22 protein-coding genes are annotated in these 21,009 nt (G+C 72.6%); 10 read left to right on the forward strand and 12 right to left on the reverse strand.

The features are described from left to right. Positions 1-149: 149 nt before the first annotated feature. The 4 genes from ACIGAQ_RS18055 to ACIGAQ_RS18070 form a co-directional block, all read right to left on the reverse strand. Positions 150-1,289, reverse strand: coding sequence for a hypothetical protein (locus ACIGAQ_RS18055; RefSeq protein WP_399783859.1), 1,140 nt, complete (start codon positions 1,287-1,289; stop codon positions 150-152). Then, on the reverse strand, positions 1,289-1,963 hold the full coding sequence (locus ACIGAQ_RS18060; protein ID WP_311680079.1) for an RNA polymerase sigma factor: 675 nt from the start codon (positions 1,961-1,963) through the stop codon (positions 1,289-1,291). The genes ACIGAQ_RS18055 and ACIGAQ_RS18060 overlap by 1 nt, the downstream gene beginning before the upstream one ends. Positions 1,964-2,446: 483 nt before the next feature. Then, positions 2,447-3,259, reverse strand: a complete 813-nt coding sequence (locus ACIGAQ_RS18065) for a hypothetical protein (protein ID WP_399783862.1) — start codon at positions 3,257-3,259, stop codon at positions 2,447-2,449. 708 nt (positions 3,260-3,967) lie between these two features. After that, the gene (locus ACIGAQ_RS18070) at positions 3,968-4,585 is read right to left on the reverse strand and encodes an RNA polymerase sigma factor (RefSeq protein ID WP_311680083.1); all 618 of its coding nucleotides are present in this window, start codon (positions 4,583-4,585) and stop codon (positions 3,968-3,970) included. A 525-nt stretch (positions 4,586-5,110) separates the two neighbouring features. Here ACIGAQ_RS18070 and ACIGAQ_RS18075 point away from each other — a divergent pair. Beyond that, complete coding sequence (locus tag ACIGAQ_RS18075) at positions 5,111-6,319, forward strand: N-acetylmuramoyl-L-alanine amidase (RefSeq protein ID WP_362277276.1); 1,209 nt, start codon at positions 5,111-5,113, stop codon at positions 6,317-6,319. Between the two features lie 48 nt (positions 6,320-6,367). Here ACIGAQ_RS18075 and ACIGAQ_RS18080 read toward each other — a convergent pair whose 3' ends face one another. From ACIGAQ_RS18080 to ACIGAQ_RS18095, 4 genes are all read right to left on the reverse strand, one after another. Further along, the gene (locus ACIGAQ_RS18080; RefSeq protein WP_394814209.1) at positions 6,368-6,718 is read right to left on the reverse strand and encodes a hypothetical protein; all 351 of its coding nucleotides are present in this window, start codon (positions 6,716-6,718) and stop codon (positions 6,368-6,370) included. 186 nt (positions 6,719-6,904) lie between these two features. Further along, a complete protein-coding gene (locus tag ACIGAQ_RS18085; protein WP_311680089.1) occupies positions 6,905-7,459 on the reverse strand; it encodes a hypothetical protein in 555 nt (184 codons plus the stop codon). A 108-nt stretch (positions 7,460-7,567) separates the two neighbouring features. Continuing rightward, positions 7,568-8,074 carry a hypothetical protein gene (locus tag ACIGAQ_RS18090; protein WP_311680091.1) on the reverse strand — a complete coding sequence of 169 codons (507 nt, stop codon included), beginning with the start codon at positions 8,072-8,074 and terminating at the stop codon, positions 7,568-7,570. A 96-nt stretch (positions 8,075-8,170) separates the two neighbouring features. Further along, positions 8,171-9,772, reverse strand: a complete 1,602-nt coding sequence (locus ACIGAQ_RS18095) for a glycoside hydrolase family 20 protein (RefSeq protein ID WP_399784623.1) — start codon at positions 9,770-9,772, stop codon at positions 8,171-8,173. A gap of 291 nt (positions 9,773-10,063) precedes the next feature. Here ACIGAQ_RS18095 and ACIGAQ_RS18100 point away from each other — a divergent pair, with 291 nt between their 5' ends. The 6 genes from ACIGAQ_RS18100 (at position 10,064) to ACIGAQ_RS18125 (ending at position 14,680) form a co-directional block, all read left to right on the forward strand. Beyond that, complete coding sequence (locus ACIGAQ_RS18100) at positions 10,064-10,558, forward strand: 2-oxo-4-hydroxy-4-carboxy-5-ureidoimidazoline decarboxylase (RefSeq protein ID WP_311680093.1); 495 nt, start codon at positions 10,064-10,066, stop codon at positions 10,556-10,558. Positions 10,559-10,749: 191 nt separating this feature from the next. Further along, complete coding sequence (gene sdhC, locus ACIGAQ_RS18105; RefSeq protein ID WP_037670267.1) at positions 10,750-11,130, forward strand: succinate dehydrogenase, cytochrome b556 subunit; 381 nt, start codon at positions 10,750-10,752, stop codon at positions 11,128-11,130. 5 nt (positions 11,131-11,135) lie between these two features. Then, on the forward strand, positions 11,136-11,618 hold the full coding sequence (locus ACIGAQ_RS18110; RefSeq protein ID WP_311680097.1) for a succinate dehydrogenase hydrophobic membrane anchor subunit: 483 nt from the start codon (positions 11,136-11,138) through the stop codon (positions 11,616-11,618). A 19-nt stretch (positions 11,619-11,637) separates the two neighbouring features. Next, the gene (gene sdhA, locus ACIGAQ_RS18115; RefSeq protein ID WP_311680099.1) at positions 11,638-13,392 is read left to right on the forward strand and encodes a succinate dehydrogenase flavoprotein subunit; all 1,755 of its coding nucleotides are present in this window, start codon (positions 11,638-11,640) and stop codon (positions 13,390-13,392) included. Beyond that, positions 13,392-14,171 carry a succinate dehydrogenase iron-sulfur subunit gene (locus tag ACIGAQ_RS18120; RefSeq protein ID WP_094057668.1) on the forward strand — a complete coding sequence of 260 codons (780 nt, stop codon included), beginning with the start codon at positions 13,392-13,394 and terminating at the stop codon, positions 14,169-14,171. Before sdhA ends, ACIGAQ_RS18120 begins: the two co-directional genes overlap by 1 nt. A gap of 50 nt (positions 14,172-14,221) precedes the next feature. Further along, the gene (locus ACIGAQ_RS18125; RefSeq protein ID WP_399784625.1) at positions 14,222-14,680 is read left to right on the forward strand and encodes a Uma2 family endonuclease; all 459 of its coding nucleotides are present in this window, start codon (positions 14,222-14,224) and stop codon (positions 14,678-14,680) included. A 3-nt stretch (positions 14,681-14,683) separates the two neighbouring features. Here the strand turns inward: ACIGAQ_RS18125 and ACIGAQ_RS18130 are convergent, their stop codons facing one another. Together ACIGAQ_RS18130 and ACIGAQ_RS18135 are read right to left on the reverse strand one after the other, a co-directional pair. Continuing rightward, positions 14,684-17,155 carry a DUF4132 domain-containing protein gene (locus ACIGAQ_RS18130; protein ID WP_399783871.1) on the reverse strand — a complete coding sequence of 824 codons (2,472 nt, stop codon included), beginning with the start codon at positions 17,153-17,155 and terminating at the stop codon, positions 14,684-14,686. Continuing rightward, on the reverse strand, positions 17,155-17,547 hold the full coding sequence (locus ACIGAQ_RS18135) for a hypothetical protein (RefSeq protein ID WP_362277253.1): 393 nt from the start codon (positions 17,545-17,547) through the stop codon (positions 17,155-17,157). The genes ACIGAQ_RS18130 and ACIGAQ_RS18135 overlap by 1 nt, the downstream gene beginning before the upstream one ends. A 120-nt stretch (positions 17,548-17,667) precedes the next feature. Between ACIGAQ_RS18135 and ACIGAQ_RS18140 the strand changes: the two genes are divergently transcribed. From ACIGAQ_RS18140 to ACIGAQ_RS18150, 3 genes are read left to right on the forward strand one after another with little or no spacing between them, the layout of a single operon-like run. Beyond that, positions 17,668-18,075 (forward strand): hypothetical protein, encoded by a 408-nt coding sequence (locus tag ACIGAQ_RS18140; protein ID WP_399783874.1) that lies wholly within the window; start codon positions 17,668-17,670, stop codon positions 18,073-18,075. A 14-nt stretch (positions 18,076-18,089) separates the two neighbouring features. Beyond that, complete coding sequence (locus ACIGAQ_RS18145; RefSeq protein ID WP_399783877.1) at positions 18,090-18,590, forward strand: thiol-disulfide oxidoreductase DCC family protein; 501 nt, start codon at positions 18,090-18,092, stop codon at positions 18,588-18,590. A 32-nt stretch (positions 18,591-18,622) separates the two neighbouring features. Beyond that, positions 18,623-19,363, forward strand: coding sequence for a TetR/AcrR family transcriptional regulator (locus ACIGAQ_RS18150; protein ID WP_399783880.1), 741 nt, complete (start codon positions 18,623-18,625; stop codon positions 19,361-19,363). A gap of 55 nt (positions 19,364-19,418) precedes the next feature. Here the strand turns inward: ACIGAQ_RS18150 and ACIGAQ_RS18155 are convergent, their stop codons facing one another. Continuing rightward, entirely contained in the window at positions 19,419-20,726 is a 1,308-nt protein-coding gene (locus tag ACIGAQ_RS18155; protein WP_399783883.1) for a metallophosphoesterase, read from the reverse strand. 23 nt (positions 20,727-20,749) lie between these two features. Next, positions 20,750-20,989: an SCO4848 family membrane protein gene (locus ACIGAQ_RS18160; protein ID WP_311680113.1), complete on the reverse strand. Its 240-nt coding sequence runs from the start codon at positions 20,987-20,989 to the stop codon at positions 20,750-20,752. Positions 20,990-21,009: the final 20 nt, after the last annotated feature.

The following is a 21,009-nucleotide window of genomic DNA, read 5'->3' on the forward strand; positions in this document are numbered from 1 at the left end:
GGAGAGGAGTGGGGCGCGGGCGGGACCGGGGGAACGTGTCCCGCCCGCGCTCAGGTGCACGAGCCGTAGGTACGGGGGGAACCCCGGCTCCGTGCGACGGCCGATGACCAGTCGGCTCACTCATTACTGCGCCGGGGCGGCCGAAAACGTCACACCCTCGGCCAGACGATTTTGACGGAGTACGAAACCGCAGGTCGCAGAGGTGCGGAGGGCCCGGCGCGGTCGCTGTCCGCGTGGACCTCGGTGTCGGCCTGCTTCGCCCCGGCGCGCTTCCCGGCCTTCCGCCCGGCCTTCCGTTCCGCCTCGCGCTCGGCCTTCCGCTCCGCCTTGCGCTCCGCCGCGTCCTGCTCGCGGCCGGACCCGTGACCCCGGTCGGGGTCGGGGTCAGTGTCGCGGTCCCGGTACTTGTGCCCGCCCTGGCCGTGGCCCTTGGACTTGCCCTCGTTCTTGTCCTTGCCCTTGCCCTCGTCGTCCCGCCCGCCGGAGCCGCCCAGGGCCAGGACGCCCTTGCAGTACTTCCACACGCGCATGCCGTCCGCCGCGTCCCGCAGGGCGCGCCTGCGGTCGTCGTCCAGCCGCTTGCCGGCGCGCAGGTCGCGGCAGGCCTCGGTGATCTCCTCGTGGCCCTCGGGGCGGTCCGCGCCGGTGCCGGGCTTCCCGGCGGTGTCCTCGTGGGTCCCCTCCCCTCCGGCGTCACCGGTACCGCCCGTCGCGGCGCTGTTCGGGGCGTCGTCGCCGGGAGCCGCCCCGCCCGGCCCGGCGTCGGTCGGCGAGGGCGAGACGAGGGGGCGCTCGGGCGGGGTGACGGAGGCCGACACGGAGGCGCCGGGGCCGGACCCGTCGCCGCCGAACGGCGTCCCGAGGACTCCGGTTCCGGCCACGGCGGCCACTCCGCCGACCATGCCGACGGTCAGCGAGGCGGCCAGCGCCAGACCGGCGGGACGGAGCCGGCGGGAGCGCCGGAGCACACTCCGGCCGCTGCCGCGCGCGGTGCCGATCCGGACCAGCCCGGCGTCGGCGGTCTGCCCGGCGGCAGGTCCGTGGGGGGTGGTGAAGGTGTCCGCGGCGTCGGCGCGTTCCTCGCGGGCCTTGCGGAAAGCGGCCACCGCGGCGGCCTCACCGGGGAGTTCCTCGCTGGTCGGAGGGGGTGGCGCGGACAGCGCGCCGAGTGTCCTGGCGAGCCGTTCGGCCTCGCCGCGGTGGGCGCCGTCGACAGCCTCCGGTGGCTCTCCGCTCAGCAAACGCTCCGCCGTTTCGCGGTCCAGCCACCTGTACTGCTCGTCGGCCATCACACATCCTTCTGCGTCCGCGCAACGCTGTGCGTCACACCTGCGGACGTCACCGCACCGCCACGCGGTTCTCGCTGGGGCGGCAGGGCGTCGAGCACCCCGGCCGATTCCGGATCGGCCTGAGGATTGTCGCCCAGCAGCTCGGCGAGCCGCTTCAGGCCCCGGTGCGCCGCCGTGCGGACCGCGCCCGGGCGCTTGCCGAGCGTCTCGGCGGCGGTCTTGGCGTCGAGCCCCACGACCACGCGCAGCACGACCGCTTCGGCCTGGTCCTGCGGCAGCCGGGAGATCAGGGAGAACGTGCCGTCGGTGGCGAGCGCCTCGATGGCCTCGCCGGCGGTGTCGCACTCGGCGGCGCGGCCGGTCAGCTCCGTCTCGTCGCCGCCGATGGCGGGCCGCCGCCCGCGCATGCGTATGTGGTCCAGGGCGCGGTTGCGGGCGATCCGGGCGGCCCAGCCGCGGAACCGGTCCGCGTCGCCGGTGAACCGCTCCAGGTCCCGGGCTATCTGCAGCCACGCCTCGGACGTCACGTCCTCGGCGTCGGGGTCGCCGACGAGCGTCCGTACGTATCCGAGCAACCGCGGGTGCACGGCGCGGTACACAGTACGGAACGCGGTTTCATCCCCGTCCTGTGCCGCACGCACCGCGGCGGTCAGCTCCGCGTCGTCCCCCAGCACCGCGTGCCCTTCTGCGCCTGATCCGGCGCCGCTCTCGCGGCCCGGGTTCTCGCCGTCGTCGTTCCTCGTTGATCATTGCGGTTCACAAGCCCGCAGGTGGTTGCGGTGGTCTTGCTGCCTCCGGTGTGGCGCGAAAGGCACGTTACGACCTGAAACCACTCCCCGTCCATGTCCCCCCGAGATGCAACTAAGCCGTGACACGCAGGGGTGTGACAGAAAACGCACACCGGGCGCTGTAGGAAGTACGGGCCGCCGCGCGGCCCGTGCCGCGCGACGGCCGGGGCCTCTCCTGTGGGGGGTGGCGGCCCCGGCCGTTGCCATGGCGGGGCCGGACCGGCGGGCCGAGCGTGCGCGACAGGTCTCCGCGAAGCGGCGGACGGACACTCCAGGGCCACGTACGGGCACCCCGGCGTACGGACGGCCACCCACGCGGCGTGACCAGGCCCTTGGACAGGACGCTGTGGATCGCGCGGATGAACTCACCTACGGGCGACGGTCGTTGGGCTGGGCGGGCTTGCCCTGGCCTCCGGAGGAACCGTGGCCCGTGGTGTCCTCCGCGCCGTCGCGGGCGCCCGAGCCGTTCCCATCCGAGCCGCTGTTCGCGGCGCCCGGGTCACCCTCCTGGGAGCCCGTGCCACGGCCGTCGCCGCCCGGGCCGTCGCCCGCGTTCGCGGAGCCGCCGCGGCCGGCACCGGCGTTGCCTGCGCCGGGGGTGCCTTCGTCCTTGCCGGGTGCGGTGGTGCCGTCGGTCTGCTTCTCGGCCCGGGCCTCCTGCTCGGCGCAGTAGGCCGTGACCTTCCTCTCACCGCCCGCGGCCTCGACGAGACGCTGCCAGGCCGTCGCACCCAGGGCCTTGCCCCGGCCGCCGACCTGCTCGTAGGCACGGCAGTGCGCCTCGACGTCCCCGGCGGTGCCGGGGTGGTCCGGGCGCGCGGAGCCGGACCCGGCCGGGTCCTCGGTGACGCCTCCGGCGGAGGGCCCGGGGGCGCGGGTGGAGACCGGCGGCCGGCCCCGTTCCCCGGGTTCGTCCGTGGACGCCACCGAGCCGATCGCCGCCACGGCGACACCGCCCAGCGTGAGACTGGCGAGCAGCACGGAGAGCGTGGCCTTCAGCGAACGGCCCGGAAGCCGGCGCTCCCGGAGCCGCCAGTCGTCCCGGCGGCGGGTGCGTGCCCGGGCGCCGGCCCGGCGGGCGGCCCGGAACGCGGCGACGGCCCGCTGCTCGGCCTCGGCGTCGATGCCGTCATGGATGAGGACGGCGGCAAGCAGAACCTCCAGCTCGGCCTCCCGCAGCACTGCGGAACCGGACCGACCGGGGCCCCCGAGTCCGACGGTCCGATCGACACCGGCGAACCGGCCTCGGCCGGTGGACCGGTCATGGCCGACGGACCGGTCGGAGCCGACAGGCCGGTCGGAGCCGGTCGCCCAGCCTTGGCCGACGGACCGGTCGGAGCCGGTCGCCCGGTCTTGGCCGGTGGACCGGTCGTGGCCGGCGGGGCAGTCGGGCCCGGTCGGCCGGTCATGGCCGACGGACCGGTCGGAGCCAGTCGCCCCGCCTTGGCCGACGGACCGGTCGGAACCAGTCGCCCCGCCTTGGCCGGTGGACCGGTCGTGGCCGGCGGGGCAGTCGGGCCCGGTCGGCCGGTCATGGCCGACGGACCGGTCGGAGCCGGTCGCCCGGTCTTGGCCGGTGGACCGGTCTTGGCCGGTCACCCGGTCGTGGCCGGTGAGCCCGTCGTGGCCGGTGGGTCGGTCGCCGCCGTTCGGTACGGCCGGGTGGGGGTGCGCGGGGTGCACCTGTCGACGGCCGGGCAGCCCGCCGTCGCTTCGATGTTCACCCATGTCCGGTTCCGTCCCTGCTCGATCCACGCGTACCGCACGGTCCGCCGGGTGCGCGTGACCCGGCCGACCGGCCCGGTGTCCCGGGCCTCCTCCATACGTCTCGTCCGTCCGCCCTGTTCAGGGCGGACGCCCCGGCCGCTGCGCCCGGCCCGCCGACGTCGTTCATGTCGACTCCCCCAGCGTCCGGCGCGCCTCATCCGTCACACCCTCGCCGCCCAGCTGGGCGGCGAGACGTTTCAGCCCCCGGTACGCCGCGGTGCGCACCGCCCCCGGCCGCTTGCCGAGGACCCGGGCGGCGGCGGGACCGTCGAGGCCCACCACGACCCGCAGCAGCACGGCCTCGGCCTGGTCCTGCGGCAGACCGCCGACCAGCCGCAGGGCGTGCGCGGTGGACAGCGACTCCAGCGCCTGGTCGTGGGTGCTGTGCGGCCCGGGCAGGTCGAGTACGTCCTGTTCCAGCGTGGAGGGCCGGGGCCGTACGCGCTGGCGGCGCAGGTGGTCCAGCGCCCGGTGCCGGGCGATGGTCGCCGTCCAGCCCCGGAAACCGGCCCCGTCGCCCTTGAACCGCCCGAGGTCCCGGGCGATCTCCAGCCAGGCGTCGGACGCCACGTCCTCCGCGTCCTCCCCGACCAGACCGCGCAGATAGCCGAGCAGGCCCGGCTGCACGATCCGGTAGGCGACCGCGAAGGCCGCCTCGTCCCCCTCCTGGGCCCGCGCGACGGCCGCGCCCAGTTCCCCGTCGTGCGCCTGCCCGCGCCGGGGTTCCCCTCCCTGGCCCAAGAACCGTCCTCGTCCGTACCGAGCGCGGCGCGTCCGTGCCACGTCCTCCACGCTGATCAGCGCCGGGCCGCCGAGAAGTGTCACAGCGGAACGGGCCGCACGCGCCACCGACCACCCGACGACCCGACGACCCGACGACCCGACGACCCGACGACCGAGGGTGATGTCCGGCCATGACCGGCCGCTGGGTGAGTGGCGCCCCGGCGACGGCAGATGCCTTCCGGGGACGCCCTCGGCACCTCCGGCTGCACCTGCACCGAGCACCGACACCGACACCGGTCCGGGTACGCCGCTTCCGTCGTCTTCGGCAGGACGACGCCGGGCCCGCCGACGGACGCCCGGCCGGAGCGGGACCTGACGCCGTGACACCCCGCACACCCGGCTGAGGACAGGGGCCCGCGCACGTGGCCCCCGGTCGTCCTCCGTTCGCCGGATTTCTCCCGGCGAGCGAACGGACGGCCCGGCAGGGGGGAATGACGTCCAGGACATCCCGCCGCCCCGCAAGTGGACCGGAGACGAGCCCCCATGACACGCCTTCTGCTGCGCACCGCCGTCGCCACGGCCCTGGCCCTGGGCGCCCTCGGCCCGGCCCGCCCCGCCCTCGCCGCCTCCTCCGACGGCGTGCACACCGTGCGCGTGCCGGACGGCGATCCGCGCGAGCGCTCCCTCGCCCCGCGCACCACGGAGCCGTTCAGCCTGCTCGGCATCACCTGGGACGACCCCCGCGAGGTCCTGGACGGCACCGCCTACGTGCGCACCCGTGCGCGGGACAGCGGCGCGTGGAGCGCGTGGCGGCCCCTGGAGACCGATGTGCGGATGCCCGAGACGGGCCCCGACCGCGCCCGGGCCGGGGTGCGCGGCGGCACCCAGCCGCTGTGGAGCGGGCCGTCGGACGGTGTCCAGGTGCGCGTCTCGGGCGAGCGGCTGCCGGAGGGGCTGCGCGTCGAACTGGTCGACCCCGACGGCGGAGCGGAGAACGCGGTGCACGTGGTGGAGCCGGACGTGGCCGAACCGGGCGCGCCGGAGCCCGGTGTCGTGCCGCCGGCCGCCGGACCGCTCGCCCCGGACCGTCCCGCCGTCACGTCGCGTTCCGCCTGGGGCGCCGACGAGTCCCTGGTGAAGGACCCGCCCACCTACACCGGCGACACCAAGGCGATGTTCGTCCACCACACGGCGGGCACCAACGACTACGCCTGCTCCGAGTCGGCGTCGATCGTGCGCGGCGTGTTCCTGTACCACGTGAAGAGCAACGGCTGGAACGACATCGGCTACCACTTCCTCGTCGACAAGTGCGGCACGGTCTTCGAGGGCCGCGCCGGCGGCATCGACAAGCCCGTGCTCGGCGCGCACGCCTACGGCTTCAACACCGACACCAGCAGCGTCTCGGTGCTCGGTGACTACTCCGCGACGACCGCGAACGCCGCGGTCCGGGAGTCGGTCGCCAAGGTCGCGGCCTGGAAACTCGGCCTGTACGGCATCGACCCGACGGGCACGGTGGTGCTGACCGCCGGGGCGAACAACGGCAAGTACAAGCTGGGCGAGAAGGTCACCATGCACCGCATCTCCGGCCACCGCGACGGCTACCCGACCGAGTGCCCCGGGCAGCACCTCTACGACGACCTGCCGCAGATCCGCACCCTCGCCGGGAACGCCGGCAAGCCCACCGAGCCCGCCCCCGACGAGACGGACCCGTTCGCACCCCACCTGTTCCCGCCCGGCGTCTCCGGCCGCTGAGGCGGGCGGGAGCACGGCCCGGGCGGGCGAGCCGCCGCGGCAGGCAGCCTACGACCGGGGCGTGCCGCCGGCCGCGTCCCGGCACAGCAGCCGCAGCGAGCCGTGCCCGGCGTAGGCGCGGCGGGCCTCGTCGATCGGGTCCCACAGGCGCCCGTCGGGGGTGCGGACCCAGTGGTCGCCCCCGCTCGCCCACCACTCGGCGCCCGCCTGACGCGCCATCACCTCGCCCGCGTACGCGCCGAAGCCGCGCAGCACCGTCTCGACGGCGGCCCAGGGCGCTCCCTCGCGCCGTATCTCCTCGATCATCCGGTCGACGCTCCACAGACTCTGCGCCGAGTAGTCGAGGCGCAGCCGTGCTCCCTCGCGCATCGTCGCCACTGTGTCCGCCGCCCACCGCATGGGCTTCGTCGCCGCCGACGGCCTGGTCTCCGCTTGAGTCGTCACATCCCCAAGAGCGCTCAGGAGAAGCGTTTCGTCACCCGGAATCCGGCGGCTGCCCCGAAGCGGCGCAGGACCGCCCCACCTCGTCCGGGGGACAGTCACAGGACTCTTTCACGGCAGGGGGTTTGAGGCCCGGCCCGCGGCTCAGCCCTGGTGCCGGCTGCGGCGCGACACCACCGCCCGCAGCACCCGACGCCCCTCCGTCGACACCTCCAGCGCCCGGCGCAGCCCGTTCTGCCCGTGTCCGGCGAGGACCTCCAGGACGACGACCTGCCGGCGCAGTTCGGCGGCGACGAGGGGCGACATGCCCTCCGTACGGCCCTCGCGGCGGACCGAGACCGAGGAGGCGTCGTCCTCGGAGGGGTCGAGGAGCCGGTGGATCTGCAGGGAGGCGACGGAGCAGGCGTCGGCCCACACGCGCACCGCGGCGGCGGACCGCTCGGCGGGAGCGGCCTGGAGCATCCGCCGGGCGAGCGAGACCGCCTCGTCCCCGTCGCCGGCGGCGTCCAGCTTCGCCCGGACCTGCTCCAGCCGTTCGCCCCACTCGGCGGCACCGGCGCCGTCGGTGAGGCTCGCCCACAGCGGCCGCAGGCTCTCGTCGTCGCCGCCCAGCAGGGGCACGCACCGATCCAAACAAGCCAGCCCGCTCGCGGCCAGCCCGCGCTCGTCGGCCTGTGCGATCAACTCCACCAGGCTCATCCACGCCTCCCTCCGCGGGCCTTCTCACGGGGCCCTGCCAGGCCGCTTCCAGCCTCACCCCTCACGGAACCCGCACTTCCCCTTACTGCGTGCGACGGCCCCGGAGTGTCACAGGGGCACCACGCCCAGCCTGTCGAGGAAGCGGAACAACAGGTTTTCGGCCAGGGGATCGGGGTCTGACGTGAGTACGTCCAGCAGGGTCGCGGCGTTCACCTCGTGCCCGGCCTCGGCGGCCCAGCGCACCGCGCGCTCGGCGGCGTCGCCGGGTTCGAGGAAGTAGTCCTCCAGCGTGAGGCCCTCCTGCCCGCCGCCGAGGTACCCGGCCATGGCCCCGCGGGCGAGGCAGGTCGTCCACGCCCCGCTCTCCGGCGCGGCCGCCTCCAGCACCACGCACTCGCTGTTCATGACGTACCCGAACAGCGCGGGCGCGCCGGTCTCGCCCGCGAGGTCGTTCATGTTCCCCACGTCGCCCTCGCCACCCGGGTACTCCCAGACCTGCCATCCGTCCGGTGCGGAGGTGTGCCGCGTCATCCCGTCCGCCGCGCCCGCGAGCGCGTCCAGTTCGGCGAGCGGCCGCTCCCCCCGGCCGACGACGAAGTATCCCCAGTAGCCCATGTCCCGGTTCCCCCCGGCATATTCGATTCGACTCGCCTCAGAAGACCACCACAGCCGTACGGGCGTTCGCAGCCGTATGGGCCAATTCGAGCGGAGTCAGCCGAGCCTGTCCGCGAGCGCCCGGAACTCGGCCCAGGACAGTTCGGGCCTGTCCGGGTCCCACAGCTTCTGCACGGTCGCCCGCAACGGCATCCGGATGCCGGCCGCGACCTGGTCCTGCGTCTGGGAGTTCGCCAGGTCGCACCAGACCGCGAAGGAGCCGCCGAGGATCTGCCCGTCGTAGCGCTCCGGGACGGCCGCGGTGCCGCGCAGCACGCGGGGTGTCCACTGCTCGTAGATCCGCTGCCCGGTCGGGTAGACGAAGGTCTGCGGCTCGCCGAGCACGTAGTACAGGAACTCGTCGTTGTAGTTGAGCACCTTGCGGCCGGCCTCCAGGTACTCCAGCGGCGGCCGGGCGCCGATCTCCTTGCCGGTCCAGTAGGCGACCTGGATGTCCTTGTCGGCCTGGACGGATCCGCCGCGGAAGAAGCCGTCGTTCCAGGCGCGCGGGACGCGCTGGTGCCCCCGGACGGTGGCGGCCCGGTCGTTCAGCCAGCCGGTGGTGAGGTCGGCGACCGTCGCGCCGGAGCCGTACTTCTCCTGCGCGGCCGCGGCCAGCTGCGGGAAGGACGCCTCCGGGTCGGAGCGGACCAGCGCCTGGTACTCGTCGGCCCCCAGGTGCCAGGGCCTGCCGGGGAAGAGCTCCGCGTACTCGTTCAGCAGCTCGTCGACGATCTCGGCGCTCTCGGGCTTGGAGATGTCGATGGCGCCCTGCACCGCCGAGCCCTGCGCGGTGCGCAGTTGCAGGTCGGGATGGGCGCGCAGGACCGCGCCCAGGTGCCCGGGCGAGTCGATCTCGGGCACGACGGTGATGTGCCGGCTCTCCGCGAGGTCGATGATCTTCCGCACCTGCGCCTTGGTCAGATGCGGCTGGGACACGATCTCCGGTTGCGTGTCGGACTCGATCCGGAATCCCTGGTCGTCGGAGAAGTGCAGCCCCAGCTCGTTGAACTTCAGATCGCCCAGCTCACGGACGCGGTCCTCGATCCAGCCGGCCGTGAAGTTCTTGCGCGCGATGTCCAGCATGAACCCGCGCCGCTCCTTGGCCGGCTCGTCGCGCACCACGCCCTCGGGGGCCGTGCCGCCGTCGTGGGTCTCCTGCTTGAGCGTGCGGGTGCCGTAGAAGACACCGGCCTCGGCGGGCCCGCTGATCTCCACGCGCCCGTCGCGCACGGTCATCACGTACGACTCCGGGTTCGCGCCCTTCTTCGCCGCCAGCGACAGCCGCAGGTCCCCGTCCCGGTCGTCGTCCTTCTCCCCGGCGTACGTCAGCCCCAGCTCGCCGGCGATCAGCCGCCCCTCGTCGGCGAGCGCCGGGTCGTTCACGACGACGCGGTCGCCGTCCTCGGGCTTCCAGCCCGGGCCGCGGGCGGGGGTGTGGTCGCGCACGGCCGGGATGGTGCGGGGCGTGGTGGACAGGGGGTACGAGCGGCTGGGGCTGGGACTGGGGCTGGTCGCCGGTTCGGTGGTGGTGGGAGCCGCCGCGGCCCCGCCCCGGGACGATCTCGCCTCCGGCCCGGTGGACCCGCCCTCGCCGCCCGAGGCCGCCCAGAGCCCGAGACTCACCCCGGCCGCGACCACGACCAGGGCTACCGCCATGGCCACGACCAGCACCTGCCGCTGCTTTCCCTGCTTCGCCGGAGCCCGGCGCCTGTGCTGACTCACACGGCCAACCTAAGACGCGGCGCGCCCGGGCGCGCGTCCACCACGCGTTCCGAAACTCTCTCCCCCGGGTGAAATTCGGGCATCCGTCGGACACGCCACGGTCGTACTCGATAGCGTGACGTCACAACTCTCACAACATTGCCCTGCCGACACACGTGACGCCCACGAGGACCCACGCTGCCCGCGCACCGTCTCCCAGACCTCCCCGGCCGCCTGGCCATACCGGTGGAGCACTTCAACGCAGCCTCGGCGGAGGATTTGGAGCGCACCCTCCTCGCCTGCCTGCGCAGCCCCCGCTGGGCCCGCCGCGTCGCGGACCACCGCCCCTACCCCGACCTGGACTCCCTGCTGGCCGCCGCGGACGAGGCGGCCTACGACCTGACCTGGGCCGACCTCACCGAGGCCCTGGCCGCCGAGCCCCTGCCCACGCTCCCCCCGGACACCTACTCCGCGGCCCACACGGCCCTCAACGCGGCCCACGCCGCCTACGAGGCCCGCTTCGGACACGTGTTCGTCATCTGCCTGGACGGCCTGTCCCCCTCCGAGGTGCTGGACCACCTGCTGGAGGCCATCCGGTCACGATTGACGAACGATCCGGAGGAGGAGCGGGTCGTGGCGGCGGAAGAACTCCGCCGCCTGGCGAGAGAACGGCTGGTCCACGCCCTCAGGGGCGCGGGGAACTGCGCGACGAGCCGCGGCGGCGCCGCGCCCGGCCGATAACCGGACACCCCACCCCAGAAGCCGCGAGGCTAGGCCGTACGCATGCCAGTTTGATCACACAGCCAGACCCCCGCTCAGCCCAGCGGCAACGCCTCGCTACGATGCTGGGGGCCGGTGGACCGTACCCGGCCGGGCCCGACCGACAAGGAAAGCCGGCGCGGCCCCAATCACCGCTCCCGGAGGAAACTTCCGTGCCGGCTGGAACGCTGTACCGCGGCCGGGAAGGAATGTGGTCCTGGGTGGCTCACCGAGTCACCGGCGTCCTCATTTTCTTCTTCCTGTTCGTCCACGTGCTGGACACCGCCCTCGTGCGGGTGTCCCCCGAGGCCTACGACAAGGTCGTGGCCACGTACAAGACGCCGATCGTCGCGCTGCTGGAGTACGGCCTCGTCGCCGCCATCCTCTTCCACGCGCTCAACGGCCTGCGTGTCATCGCCGTCGACTTCTGGATCAAGGGCGCCCGCTACCAGAAGCAGATGCTCTGGACGGTCGTCGCCCTGTGGGTCGTGCTGATGCTCGGGGCGATCTACCCCGTCCTCGGCCACGCCGCTCGTGAACTGTTCGGGAGCTGACGCCAATGTCCACGACCGATAAGACCGCAGCCGGCGTCGGCCCCGTCGAGGGCGGCGCCGTCTACACCGTCGACAACCCGGCGCCCCTCATCGAGGCCCCGCGCAAGCGCACCAAGAAGTCCCCCAAGTCCACCCGGGGCAACTTCGAGCTCGCCGCATGGCTCTTCATGCGCCTGTCGGGCATCGTGCTGGTCGTTCTGGTCCTCGGCCACCTGCTGATCCAGCTCGTGCTGGACGGCGGCGTCTCCAAGATCGGCTTCGCCTTCGTGGCGGGCCGCTGGGCGTCCCCGTTCTGGCAGGTCTGGGACCTGCTGATGCTGTGGCTGGCGATGCTGCACGGCGCGAACGGCCTGCGCGTGGTCATCAACGACTACGCCGAGCGCGCGCAGACCCGGCTGTGGCTGAAGGCTCTGCTCTACACCGCCACGGTGTTCACCATCCTGCTGGGCACGCTGGTGATCTTCACCTTCGACCCGAACATCCGCTAGGCACGGGGCTGCGAGAATCATGAAGATCCACAAGTACGACACCGTCATCGTCGGCGCCGGCGGCGCGGGCATGCGCGCGGCCATCGAGTCCACCAAGCGCAGCCGCACGGCCGTCCTGACGAAGCTCTACCCCACCCGCTCCCACACGGGCGCCGCGCAGGGCGGCATGGCCGCCGCGCTGGCCAACGTGGAGGAGGACAACTGGGAGTGGCACACCTTCGACACGGTCAAGGGCGGTGACTACCTGGTCGACCAGGACGCCGCCGAGATCCTCGCGAAGGAGGCCATCGACTCCGTCCTCGACCTGGAGAAGATGGGCCTGCCGTTCAACCGCACCCCGAACGGCACCATCGACCAGCGCCGCTTCGGCGGTCACAGCCGCAACCACGGCGAGGCCCCGGTCCGCCGGTCCTGCTACGCGGCCGACCGCACCGGCCACATGATCCTCCAGACGCTGTACCAGAACTGCGTCAAGGAGGGCGTGGAGTTCTACAACGAGTTCTACGTCCTGGACCAGCTGATCACCGAGGTCGACGGCGTCAAGAAGTCGGCCGGTGTGGTCGCCTACGAGCTGGCCACCGGCGAGATCCACGTCTTCCACGCCAAGGCCGTGATCTACGCCTCCGGCGGCTGCGGCAAGTTCTTCAAGGTGACGTCCAACGCGCACACGCTGACCGGTGACGGCCAGGCGGCCGTGTACCGGCGGGGCATCCCGCTGGAGGACATGGAGTTCTTCCAGTTCCACCCGACCGGCATCTGGCGCATGGGCATCCTGCTGACGGAGGGCGCCCGCGGTGAGGGCGGCATCCTCCGCAACAAGGACGGCGAGCGCTTCATGGAGAAGTACGCGCCGGTCATGAAGGACCTCGCGTCCCGTGACGTCGTCTCCCGCTCCATCTACACGGAGATCCGTGAGGGCCGCGGCTGCGGTCCCGAGGGCGACCACGTCTACCTCGACCTCACGCACCTGCCGCCGGAGCAGCTGGACGCCAAGCTCCCGGACATCACCGAGTTCGCCCGGACGTACCTCGGCATCGAGCCCTACACGGACCCGATCCCGATCCAGCCCACCGCGCACTACGCCATGGGCGGCATCCCGACCAACGTCGAGGGTGAGGTCCTGGCGGACAACACCACGGTCGTCCCGGGCCTGTACGCGGCCGGCGAGGTCGCCTGCGTGTCCGTGCACGGCGCCAACCGCCTGGGCACCAACTCGCTGCTGGACATCAACGTCTTCGGCAAGCGGGCCGGCATCGCGGCGGCGGAGTACTCGCAGAAGGCGGACTTCGTCGAGCTGCCCGAGAACCCGGCCGAGCTCGTGCTGGAGCAGGTGGAGCGGCTGCGCAACTCCACCGGCGCCGAGCGCGTGGCGGAGCTGCGGCGCGAGCTGCAGGAGACCATGGACGCCAACGTCATGGTGTTCCGCACCGAGCAGACCATCAAGACGGCGGTCGAGAAGATCGCGGAGCTGCGCGAGCGCTACAAGAACGTCTCGATCCAGGACAAGGGCAAGCGGTTCAACACGGACCTGCTGGAGGCCATCGAGCTGGGCAACCTGCTCGACCTCGCCGAGGTCATGGCGGTCTCCGCGCTGGCCCGCAAGGAGTCCCGCGGCGGTCACTACCGCGAGGACTACCCGAACCGCGACGACGTCAACTTCATGCGGCACACCATGGCGTACCGCGAGGTCGGCGCCGACGGCTCCGAAACCGTCCGTCTCGACTACAAGCCGGTCGTCCAGACCCGCTACCAGCCGATGGAGCGTAAGTACTGATGGCTACCCCTGTTCTGGACAAGGAAGACGCGGCCGGCAAGCCCGAGCCCGGTTTCGCCGACTCCCCCTACATCACGGTCACCTTCCGGGTCCGCCGCTTCAACCCGGAGGTCGCGGCGGACGCGACCTGGGAGGACTTCCAGGTCGAGATCGACCCGAAGGAGCGCGTCCTGGACGCCCTCCACAAGATCAAGTGGGACCTGGACGGATCGCTGACGTTCCGCCGCTCCTGCGCGCACGGCATCTGCGGCTCGGACGCCATGCGGATCAACGGCAAGAACCGTCTGGCCTGCAAGACGCTGATCAAGGACATCAACCCCGAGAAGCCGATCACGGTCGAGCCCATCAAGGGCCTGACGGTCCTGAAGGACCTCGTGGTCGACATGGAGCCGTTCTTCCAGGCGTACCGGGACGTCATGCCCTTCCTCATCACGAAGGACACGAACGAGCCCACGCGTGAGCGGCTGCAGTCCGCCGAGGACCGCGAGCGCTTCGACGACACCACGAAGTGCATCCTGTGCGCGGCCTGCACCACGTCGTGCCCGGTCTTCTGGAACGACGGCCAGTACTTCGGCCCGGCCGCCATCGTCAACGCGCACCGCTTCATCTTCGACTCGCGTGACGAGGCGGGCGAGCAGCGCCTGGAGATCCTCAACGACAAGGACGGCGTGTGGCGCTGCCGCACGACCTTCAACTGCACGGACGCCTGCCCGCGCGGCATCGAGGTCACGAAGGCGATCGCCGAGGTGAAGCGGGCGCTGATCACGCGCCGCTACTGAGCCCGGCCGCTTGACCGAGAAGGCCCCGTCACCGCTGGTGACGGGGCCTTCTGGCATATGCCACACCATCGGGTGAAGGCGCCGGAGCAGGCTGCGGGGACGTCATCCGGCCCACGATGATGCTCTCGACACCAGCCCCCAGGAGGCACCTGATGTCGCTGGACGTCGGGCTGTGGCTCCCCACGGGGAGTGAGGACTATGCCATCCCGGACCTCGTGGTGGTGAACGCCGACATCGACGACCATCTCGTCGTCACCTCCGGGAACTGGAAGGACGACCTCAGGACCAAGGCCGCCGCCTATGCCGAGGCGAAGGTGCCCGTCTACGTGGTGGTCGACCGCAAGCACCAACGCCTCCGCGTCCTGACCGACCCGGTGGGAAGCGGCTACGAGAACCACCGCCCGCACGCCCCCGGCGAGCTCGTCACCCTCCCCGACTCCATCGGCGCGAAGGTGACCCTCGACGTGGGCGAGATCCTCAAGGCCGGCCAGGCGAGGACGAGCGACTGAGGCTCACAGCTGGCTCAGGATCGTCGGGTCCGTGATCCTCGTGTCGTCCGCCAGCAGCATCGCCTTGCTCAGGATCACCGACAGCATCCGGTCGCCCTCGAAGGGCAGGTAGCCCGTCCCCTGGGCCTTCGGGTCGGACTTCGGGACGATGCAGAGGTACTGGTCGTTCGGGGTTCTGAGGATGTTGCCCGAGCCGAGGTGGATCTTGTACGTGTGGCGGTCGCCCTTGACGTGCAGGAAGCGGCCCTCCAGCGTGCAGCGGTCGGCTATCGCCAGGCGCGGGACGAGGCGTTCCAGCAGGAGCCTGCGGGTCTCGGCGCTCTGGTTGAGCTCACCGAAGCCGTACGACGTCCAGTACTCCCGGAAGCGGCCGCCGGGGCCGCCGTCCTGCCAGGTCGGGTCGTTGCCGATGCTGGCGACCCCGACGAACAGGTCGACGTCGCGCAGGACTTCGGAGAGGACCAGGGGCGGGATGTCCTCCAGCGGGAGGGGGTCGACGCTTCGCCGGCCCGGTTCGAGCCACATGGTGTACTCGCCGCCGTAGGTGGAGGCCCAGTTCTCCGGGGCGTCGATCGGGTAGAAGCGGACCTGGTCGGTGCGCAGGCGCAGGTAGCTGCCGGAGTCGGTGGTGTCGACGCCGTACTCCTCGCCGTCGCCCTCGATCCAGTACTCGGCGCGCAGGCCCCACTGGGGCAGCTCCCGCGTGGCGGGTGGGGCCGAGTCGTCGACGCACAGGCGGAGTTTGTTGCGCCAGCCTCGGACGGCCGCCAGGGAGTGGAACTGGTGCTGGCGCAGGACGTGTGCCGCGAAGCGGTTGGAGTAGGTGCCGGTGGCGCGCTCGGCGTCGGTGAGCAGGTAGACCTCGCGGTGGGCCTGCTTGAACGGCTGGGTGATGCCGTGCCGCTCCAGCCAGTCCCGCCAGGCCACGATCTCGGCCGGCTCGTGCCCCACCGGGTGCCACAGCTCCACTCGCGTGCCCTCCCGCACGGGTTCGTCGGAGAGGGTCCGCAGCTCGCCGTCCGCGTAGCCGGCGGTCGTGCCGTCGATCGTCCACAGCAGGCGGCGGGCGAGCGTGCCCACGAGCGGGTGGTCCAGGTAGCGTTCGCGCCAGACGGCGTAGGGCCAGCTGCGGCGGGCCAGGAACTGGCGGTCCAGGCGCTCGCTCTGCGCCGAGAGCATCTTGTCGATGTCCTTGACCGCGGCCTTGAGGTCCTTCAGTTCGTCGGCGTGGTCGCGCTTCACCGCCGCCGGCACGCTCTTGACGGGCTTGCCCGCGGCGTTGCGCCAGGTGAGGACGGCCCGGGTGCCCTCGATCTCCAGCAGGGCCGTCGCCTCGCCGAGGCGGTGGGTGGTCCGGCCGACCTCCGTCAGCCCGTAGGCCGGGACGGCCAGTTCCTCGATCTCCTCGCGGCTCAGGCCCAGCGCGGTGGCGCGGGCCTCCAGGGCCGTGTCGAGGAGCTTGGCGGTGTTCTTGTACGTCACCCGTGTGGCCAGCCGGGCCAGTTCGGCGAGGGCCGCCTCGGAGTCGACGCGGGCGAGGGCGATCACGCCCGCGTTGGCGACCTTCGGGTTGCGGGGGCCGAGGCCCGCGACCTTCTTCAGCGAGGTCTCGACCAGGGCGCCGAGGGCCCGGGCCGTGCCGGGGTCCGGGGGCAGCAGGGACAGGAGCCAGGCCAGGCCACGCAGGGCGGTGGCGTTGTAGGGGTCGTAGGCGTTGTTGACGTCCGGCTCCCACTCGCGGCGCTCCAGCGGGAGGGTGCGGGGGCGGCCGACCAGGGCGAGCCAGGGCAGGACCCGCTCGCGGACGGCGTCCGGGCCCAGGGTGTCCAGCAGGGCCCGCGCGCCCTTGTCCCACTTGGCTGTGGGCTTGGAGGCGGTGGCCGTCAGCGCGTGCCGCAGGAGGGCCTGCCAGTCGGGTGTGGTGGCCTCGCTCAGGGCCTGGTCGGACCAGGCCTCGCCGACGTTGAGGACGGGGTCGGTGAGCTGCCGGGACAGGGTCATGAGGTCGTCCGCACGGTAGGCGTCAAGGGCGGCGCGGCGGACCACGGCCACGACGGAAGCGGGGAGGGGGCGGCCCGCGGCCAGTTCGGCCCGCACCAGGGTGTCGAAGCGGGCCGCGTACCAGAAGGTCTGCCGCCGGGCCAGGTCGTCCAGGGCGCGCCGGCGCTCGGCGGCGAGCGGATCGTCGGCGAGGCCCTCGGAGACCAGGGCGCACAGGGCGAGATGGCGGCAGCGGTCCTCGGTGTCGTCGCCCGCCCGGGCGAAGCGGTCGGCCAGGGCGTGCAGCAGCTCGCGGCGGCGGCCGGTCGGCAGCTCGCGGAGCCGGTCCAGCACCTCGTCCCAATTGCGGCCCCAGCTGCCGTGGCTGGAGTCCAGCACGCTCAGCGCCTCGTCGGCGACCCGGCCCATGTCGCCGTCGGCGATCCTGTCGCGCAGCCGGTCCATGTGCGACCGGGGGGTACGGAAGGTGCTCATCAGCCACCGACCAGGGGGACGAGCTTCAGGAACGTGACCTCCGTGCCGAGCGGGAGGTCGATCTCCTCGTCGGCGTCGGTGACCTGCCGGTCTCCGACCAGCACCAGGAAGCCGTTCCCCGCGAACGCCCGCAGGGCCAGGGCCGTCTGGGTCTCCGGGTCGATGCGGCGGGGCGTGCGCAGCGCGTACCCGTTGAGCACGCGCTCGGTGTCCTCGGGCTGCACGAGCCCCTGGAAGACCTGCGGCGTCCGGGCGTTGAACTCGGCCACCTCCTGGAAGACCCGGCGGCGGATCAACTCCCGCACGCTCAGCTTCTCCTCGGCGATCTCCAGCCCCCAGGCCGCCCGCCGCTCCCCCGTTGTCGTCTCGTCGACGAACGTCACGATTGCCATGCCGACGACAGTACGAGCCGCCACTGACAATCACCCCACCCCGTGTGTTGAACATGTTCAAAAAGAGGTCTACAATCATCCACGACAGCGTTTTGAACGTGTTCAAGAAGGGTGGGGGCAATGGACCGCACGGTCGTCGCCTACGTCATCTACCTGCTGGTCAGCATCGGTCTGACCATCTGGGTGGCCCGCACGCTCAGCCGGAACGGCAGGATCTTCCTCGCCGACGTGCTGCACGGCAACGAGAAGCTCGCCGACGCCGTCAACCACCTCCTGGTGGTGGGCTTCTACCTCGTCAACCTCGGGTTCGTCGCGCTGTACCTGAGCGACGACGAGACCATCACCGACACACGCGGGATCTTCGAGGCCCTGTCGGCCAAGCTCGGTGTGGTGCTGCTGGTGCTGGGCGTGATGCACCTGGCCAACGTCTACGTGCTCAACCGGATCCGGCGCCGGGGCGCCATGGAGCGGGAGCAGGTGCCGCCGATGCCGCCGCAGGGCTGGGTCGCCCCGCAGGCCCAGGCCTGAACGGAGCCCGGCACATGAACGCCACCGCACCCGCCCCGGTCCGCCGGCTCACCGTCCTCTACGACACCGAGTGCTCCCTGTGCGCGTTCCTGCGCGACTGGCTCCTGCGGCAGCCGCAGCTGGTGCCGCTGGAGCCGGTCCCGGCCGGCTCCGCAGAGGCCCGCCGGCGCTTTCCCGGCCTCGACCACGGCGCCACCCTCGACGAGATCACCGTCGTCGGGGACGCCGGGCAGGTCTACCGTGGCCCGGCCGCCTGGGTCGTCACCCTCTGGGCGCTGCGCGAGTACCGGCGGCTCGCCCACCGGCTGAGCACCCCCGCCGGTGCCCGGCTCGCCAAGGGCGCCGTGCTCGCCGCCGCCAAATGGCGCGGGGCGCAGTGGCACCGGGGAGGGGGCGGCACGGGCCCGTGGGGCGGCCGGGTGTACCGGCGGGCCGACGGGTGGGCGTACGACCCCGGCACCGGCTGGACCTATGACGCGCCCTCCTGCGCCGACGGCTCCTGCGCCCCTCGGTAGCGGCACCGGCCCTGGCATTAGGCTCTGTTCCCGTGCCCGAGAAGAACGACGGCCCCGACGACGGCGCCACCCCGAGCAAGTCCGAGCAGACCCGCGCGCTGATCCTGGAGACCGCCATGCGGCTGTTCCAGGAACGCGGCTACGACAAGACGACGATGCGGGCCATCGCCAAGGAGGCCGGGGTCTCCGTCGGGAACGCGTACTACTACTTCGAGGGCAAGGAGCACCTGATCCAGGGCTTCTACGACCGGATCGCCGCCGAGCACCAACTGGCCGTCCGGGAGATCCTGGAGCGGGAGACCGACCTGGAGGCCCGGCTCGCGGGGGTGCTGCGGGCCTGGCTGGACATCGCGACGCCGTACCACGAGTTCGCGGTGCAGTTCTTCAAGAACGCCGCCGACCCGGACAGCCCCCTGAGCCCCTTCTCTCCCGAGTCGGAGCACGCGCGCGTGGAGGCCATCAGCGTCCACCGGCAGGTGCTGGCCGGGACGAAGACGAAAGTGCCCGAGGAACTGCGGGACATCCTGCCCGAGTTGATGTGGCTGTCCCAGATGGGACTCGTCCTGTACTGGATCTTCGACCGCACCGAGGGGCGGGAGCGCAGCTACCGGCTGGCGGAGCGGGGCGCCCGGCTCACCGCGCGCGGGGTCGCCCTGGCCCGCTTCCGGGTCCTGCGCCCGCTCGTACGCGAGGTGCACGAGCTGTTCACGGACTTCCTGCCGGGCATGACCCGCGCGATCCCGGACCCGGCCAGGCGCCCCGCCGGGTCCTAGGCCGTGTCCGGGTCGTAGGTCGTGTCCGGGTCCGATGCGTTCCGGCCGGCGCGGGTCAGGCCTGCCGCGACGCCAGCTCGATCACGGTGATGTCGGACGGTGCCCCGACCCGGGTGGGCGGGCCCCAGGCGCCGGCGCCCCGGGACACGTAGAGCTGGGTGTCGCCGTAGCGCTCCAGGCCCGCGAGGGTGGGGTTGGCGGTCGAGGCGAGGAGGTTGCCGGGCCAGAGCTGGCCGCCGTGGGTGTGGCCGGAGAGCTGAAGGTCGACGCCGTGTTCGACGGCGTCGTGGATCTGCACCGGCTGGTGGGCGAGGAGCACGCACGCGCGGGCCCGGTCCCGGTCGCCGAGCGCCCGCGCGAAGTCGGGGCCCTGGCCCTCCTCCTCGCCGGCGAGGTCGTTGACCCCGGCCAGGTCGAAGAACGGCAGCTCCCGGCGGGCGTTCTCCAGCGGGTTCAGGCCGAGCCGCCGGACCTCCTCGACCCACTGTTCGGCGCCGGAGAAGTACTCGTGGTTGCCGGTGACGAAGTACGAGCCGTGCCGGGCTCTGAGCTGCGCCAGCGGGGCCGCGGCGGGGCCCAGGTCCTTCACGCTGCCGTCGACCAGGTCGCCGACGACCGCGATCAGGTCGGGCTGGGTCGCGTTGATCGTGTCGACGACCTTCTGCGCGAAGCCGCGGCCCAGGACCGGGCCGAGGTGGACGTCGCTGACCACGGCGATCCGGTAGCCGTGCGCGCCGCGCGGCAGCTTGGCCAGCGGCACGGTGACCCGCTTCACCCGCGGGCCGCGCAGCACGCCGTACGTCCCGTACCCGACGGTGCCGACGGCAGCGGCGGCGGCCGCACCGCCGACGACCCGGGAGACGAACAGACGGCGGGAAGGGGCCGGAGGGCGGGCGGCGTCGCCGGGCGGGCCGGACGCGAGGGCTGGCTCCGGCTCGGCCGGCACGGCGGAGGGCGCTCCCCCGGGCACGGTGACCTTCTCCGTCGGTGAGGCGGCCGGCGTCGCCGCTCCGGCCTCGGCAGCCCGCTCACCGGCCCGGTCCCGCCGCTCCAGGAAGCGCCGCAGGAACGGGCGTACGACCTCGCCCGCGAGCACCGCCAGCAGCAGGTACATCGACAGCGCCAGCCACAGGAAGCCCGGCCAGGCGAGGACCTGCTGGAGCCAGAAGGGCGCGCCGGAGCGCTCCGCCACCAGAGCCGTGATCGCGAGGACCCAGCCGCCGGCGATCAGCACCGCGCCCGCGCGGCGGGCCGGGCCCGGGCCGCGGGTCGTGTCGCGGAACAGGCGGCGCCACACGTACCAGTTGGCCGTCACGATGACGGCCAGGACCAGCAGGGCGACGAGTACGAAGACGATGGCCACGGTGTCGTGTCTCCCGATTGCCGTTATGACGTCCGGCGCAGTGCGCGCAGACCACGCAACCCGATGGCCCCGACAACCGTCCCCAATACGAAGGACACGACGGCGAGCACCAGGTGCACCCAGAAGTAGGCCGTGGGCCGACCGTCGTCGAACGCGAGTCCGCTGCCGTCCGCGACAAGGTTCTTGACGAAAGTGATCCAGATGACCCAGCTCCACACCCCGAAGGCGAGCAGGAACCAGGACACGGGGCGGCTGAGCTTCATGAGACCAGTATCGCCAGGGC

It is taken from the genome of Streptomyces sp. NPDC085932 (assembly GCF_044540525.1).
GTDB classification, from domain to species: Bacteria; Actinomycetota; Actinomycetes; order Streptomycetales; family Streptomycetaceae; genus Streptomyces; species Streptomyces levis.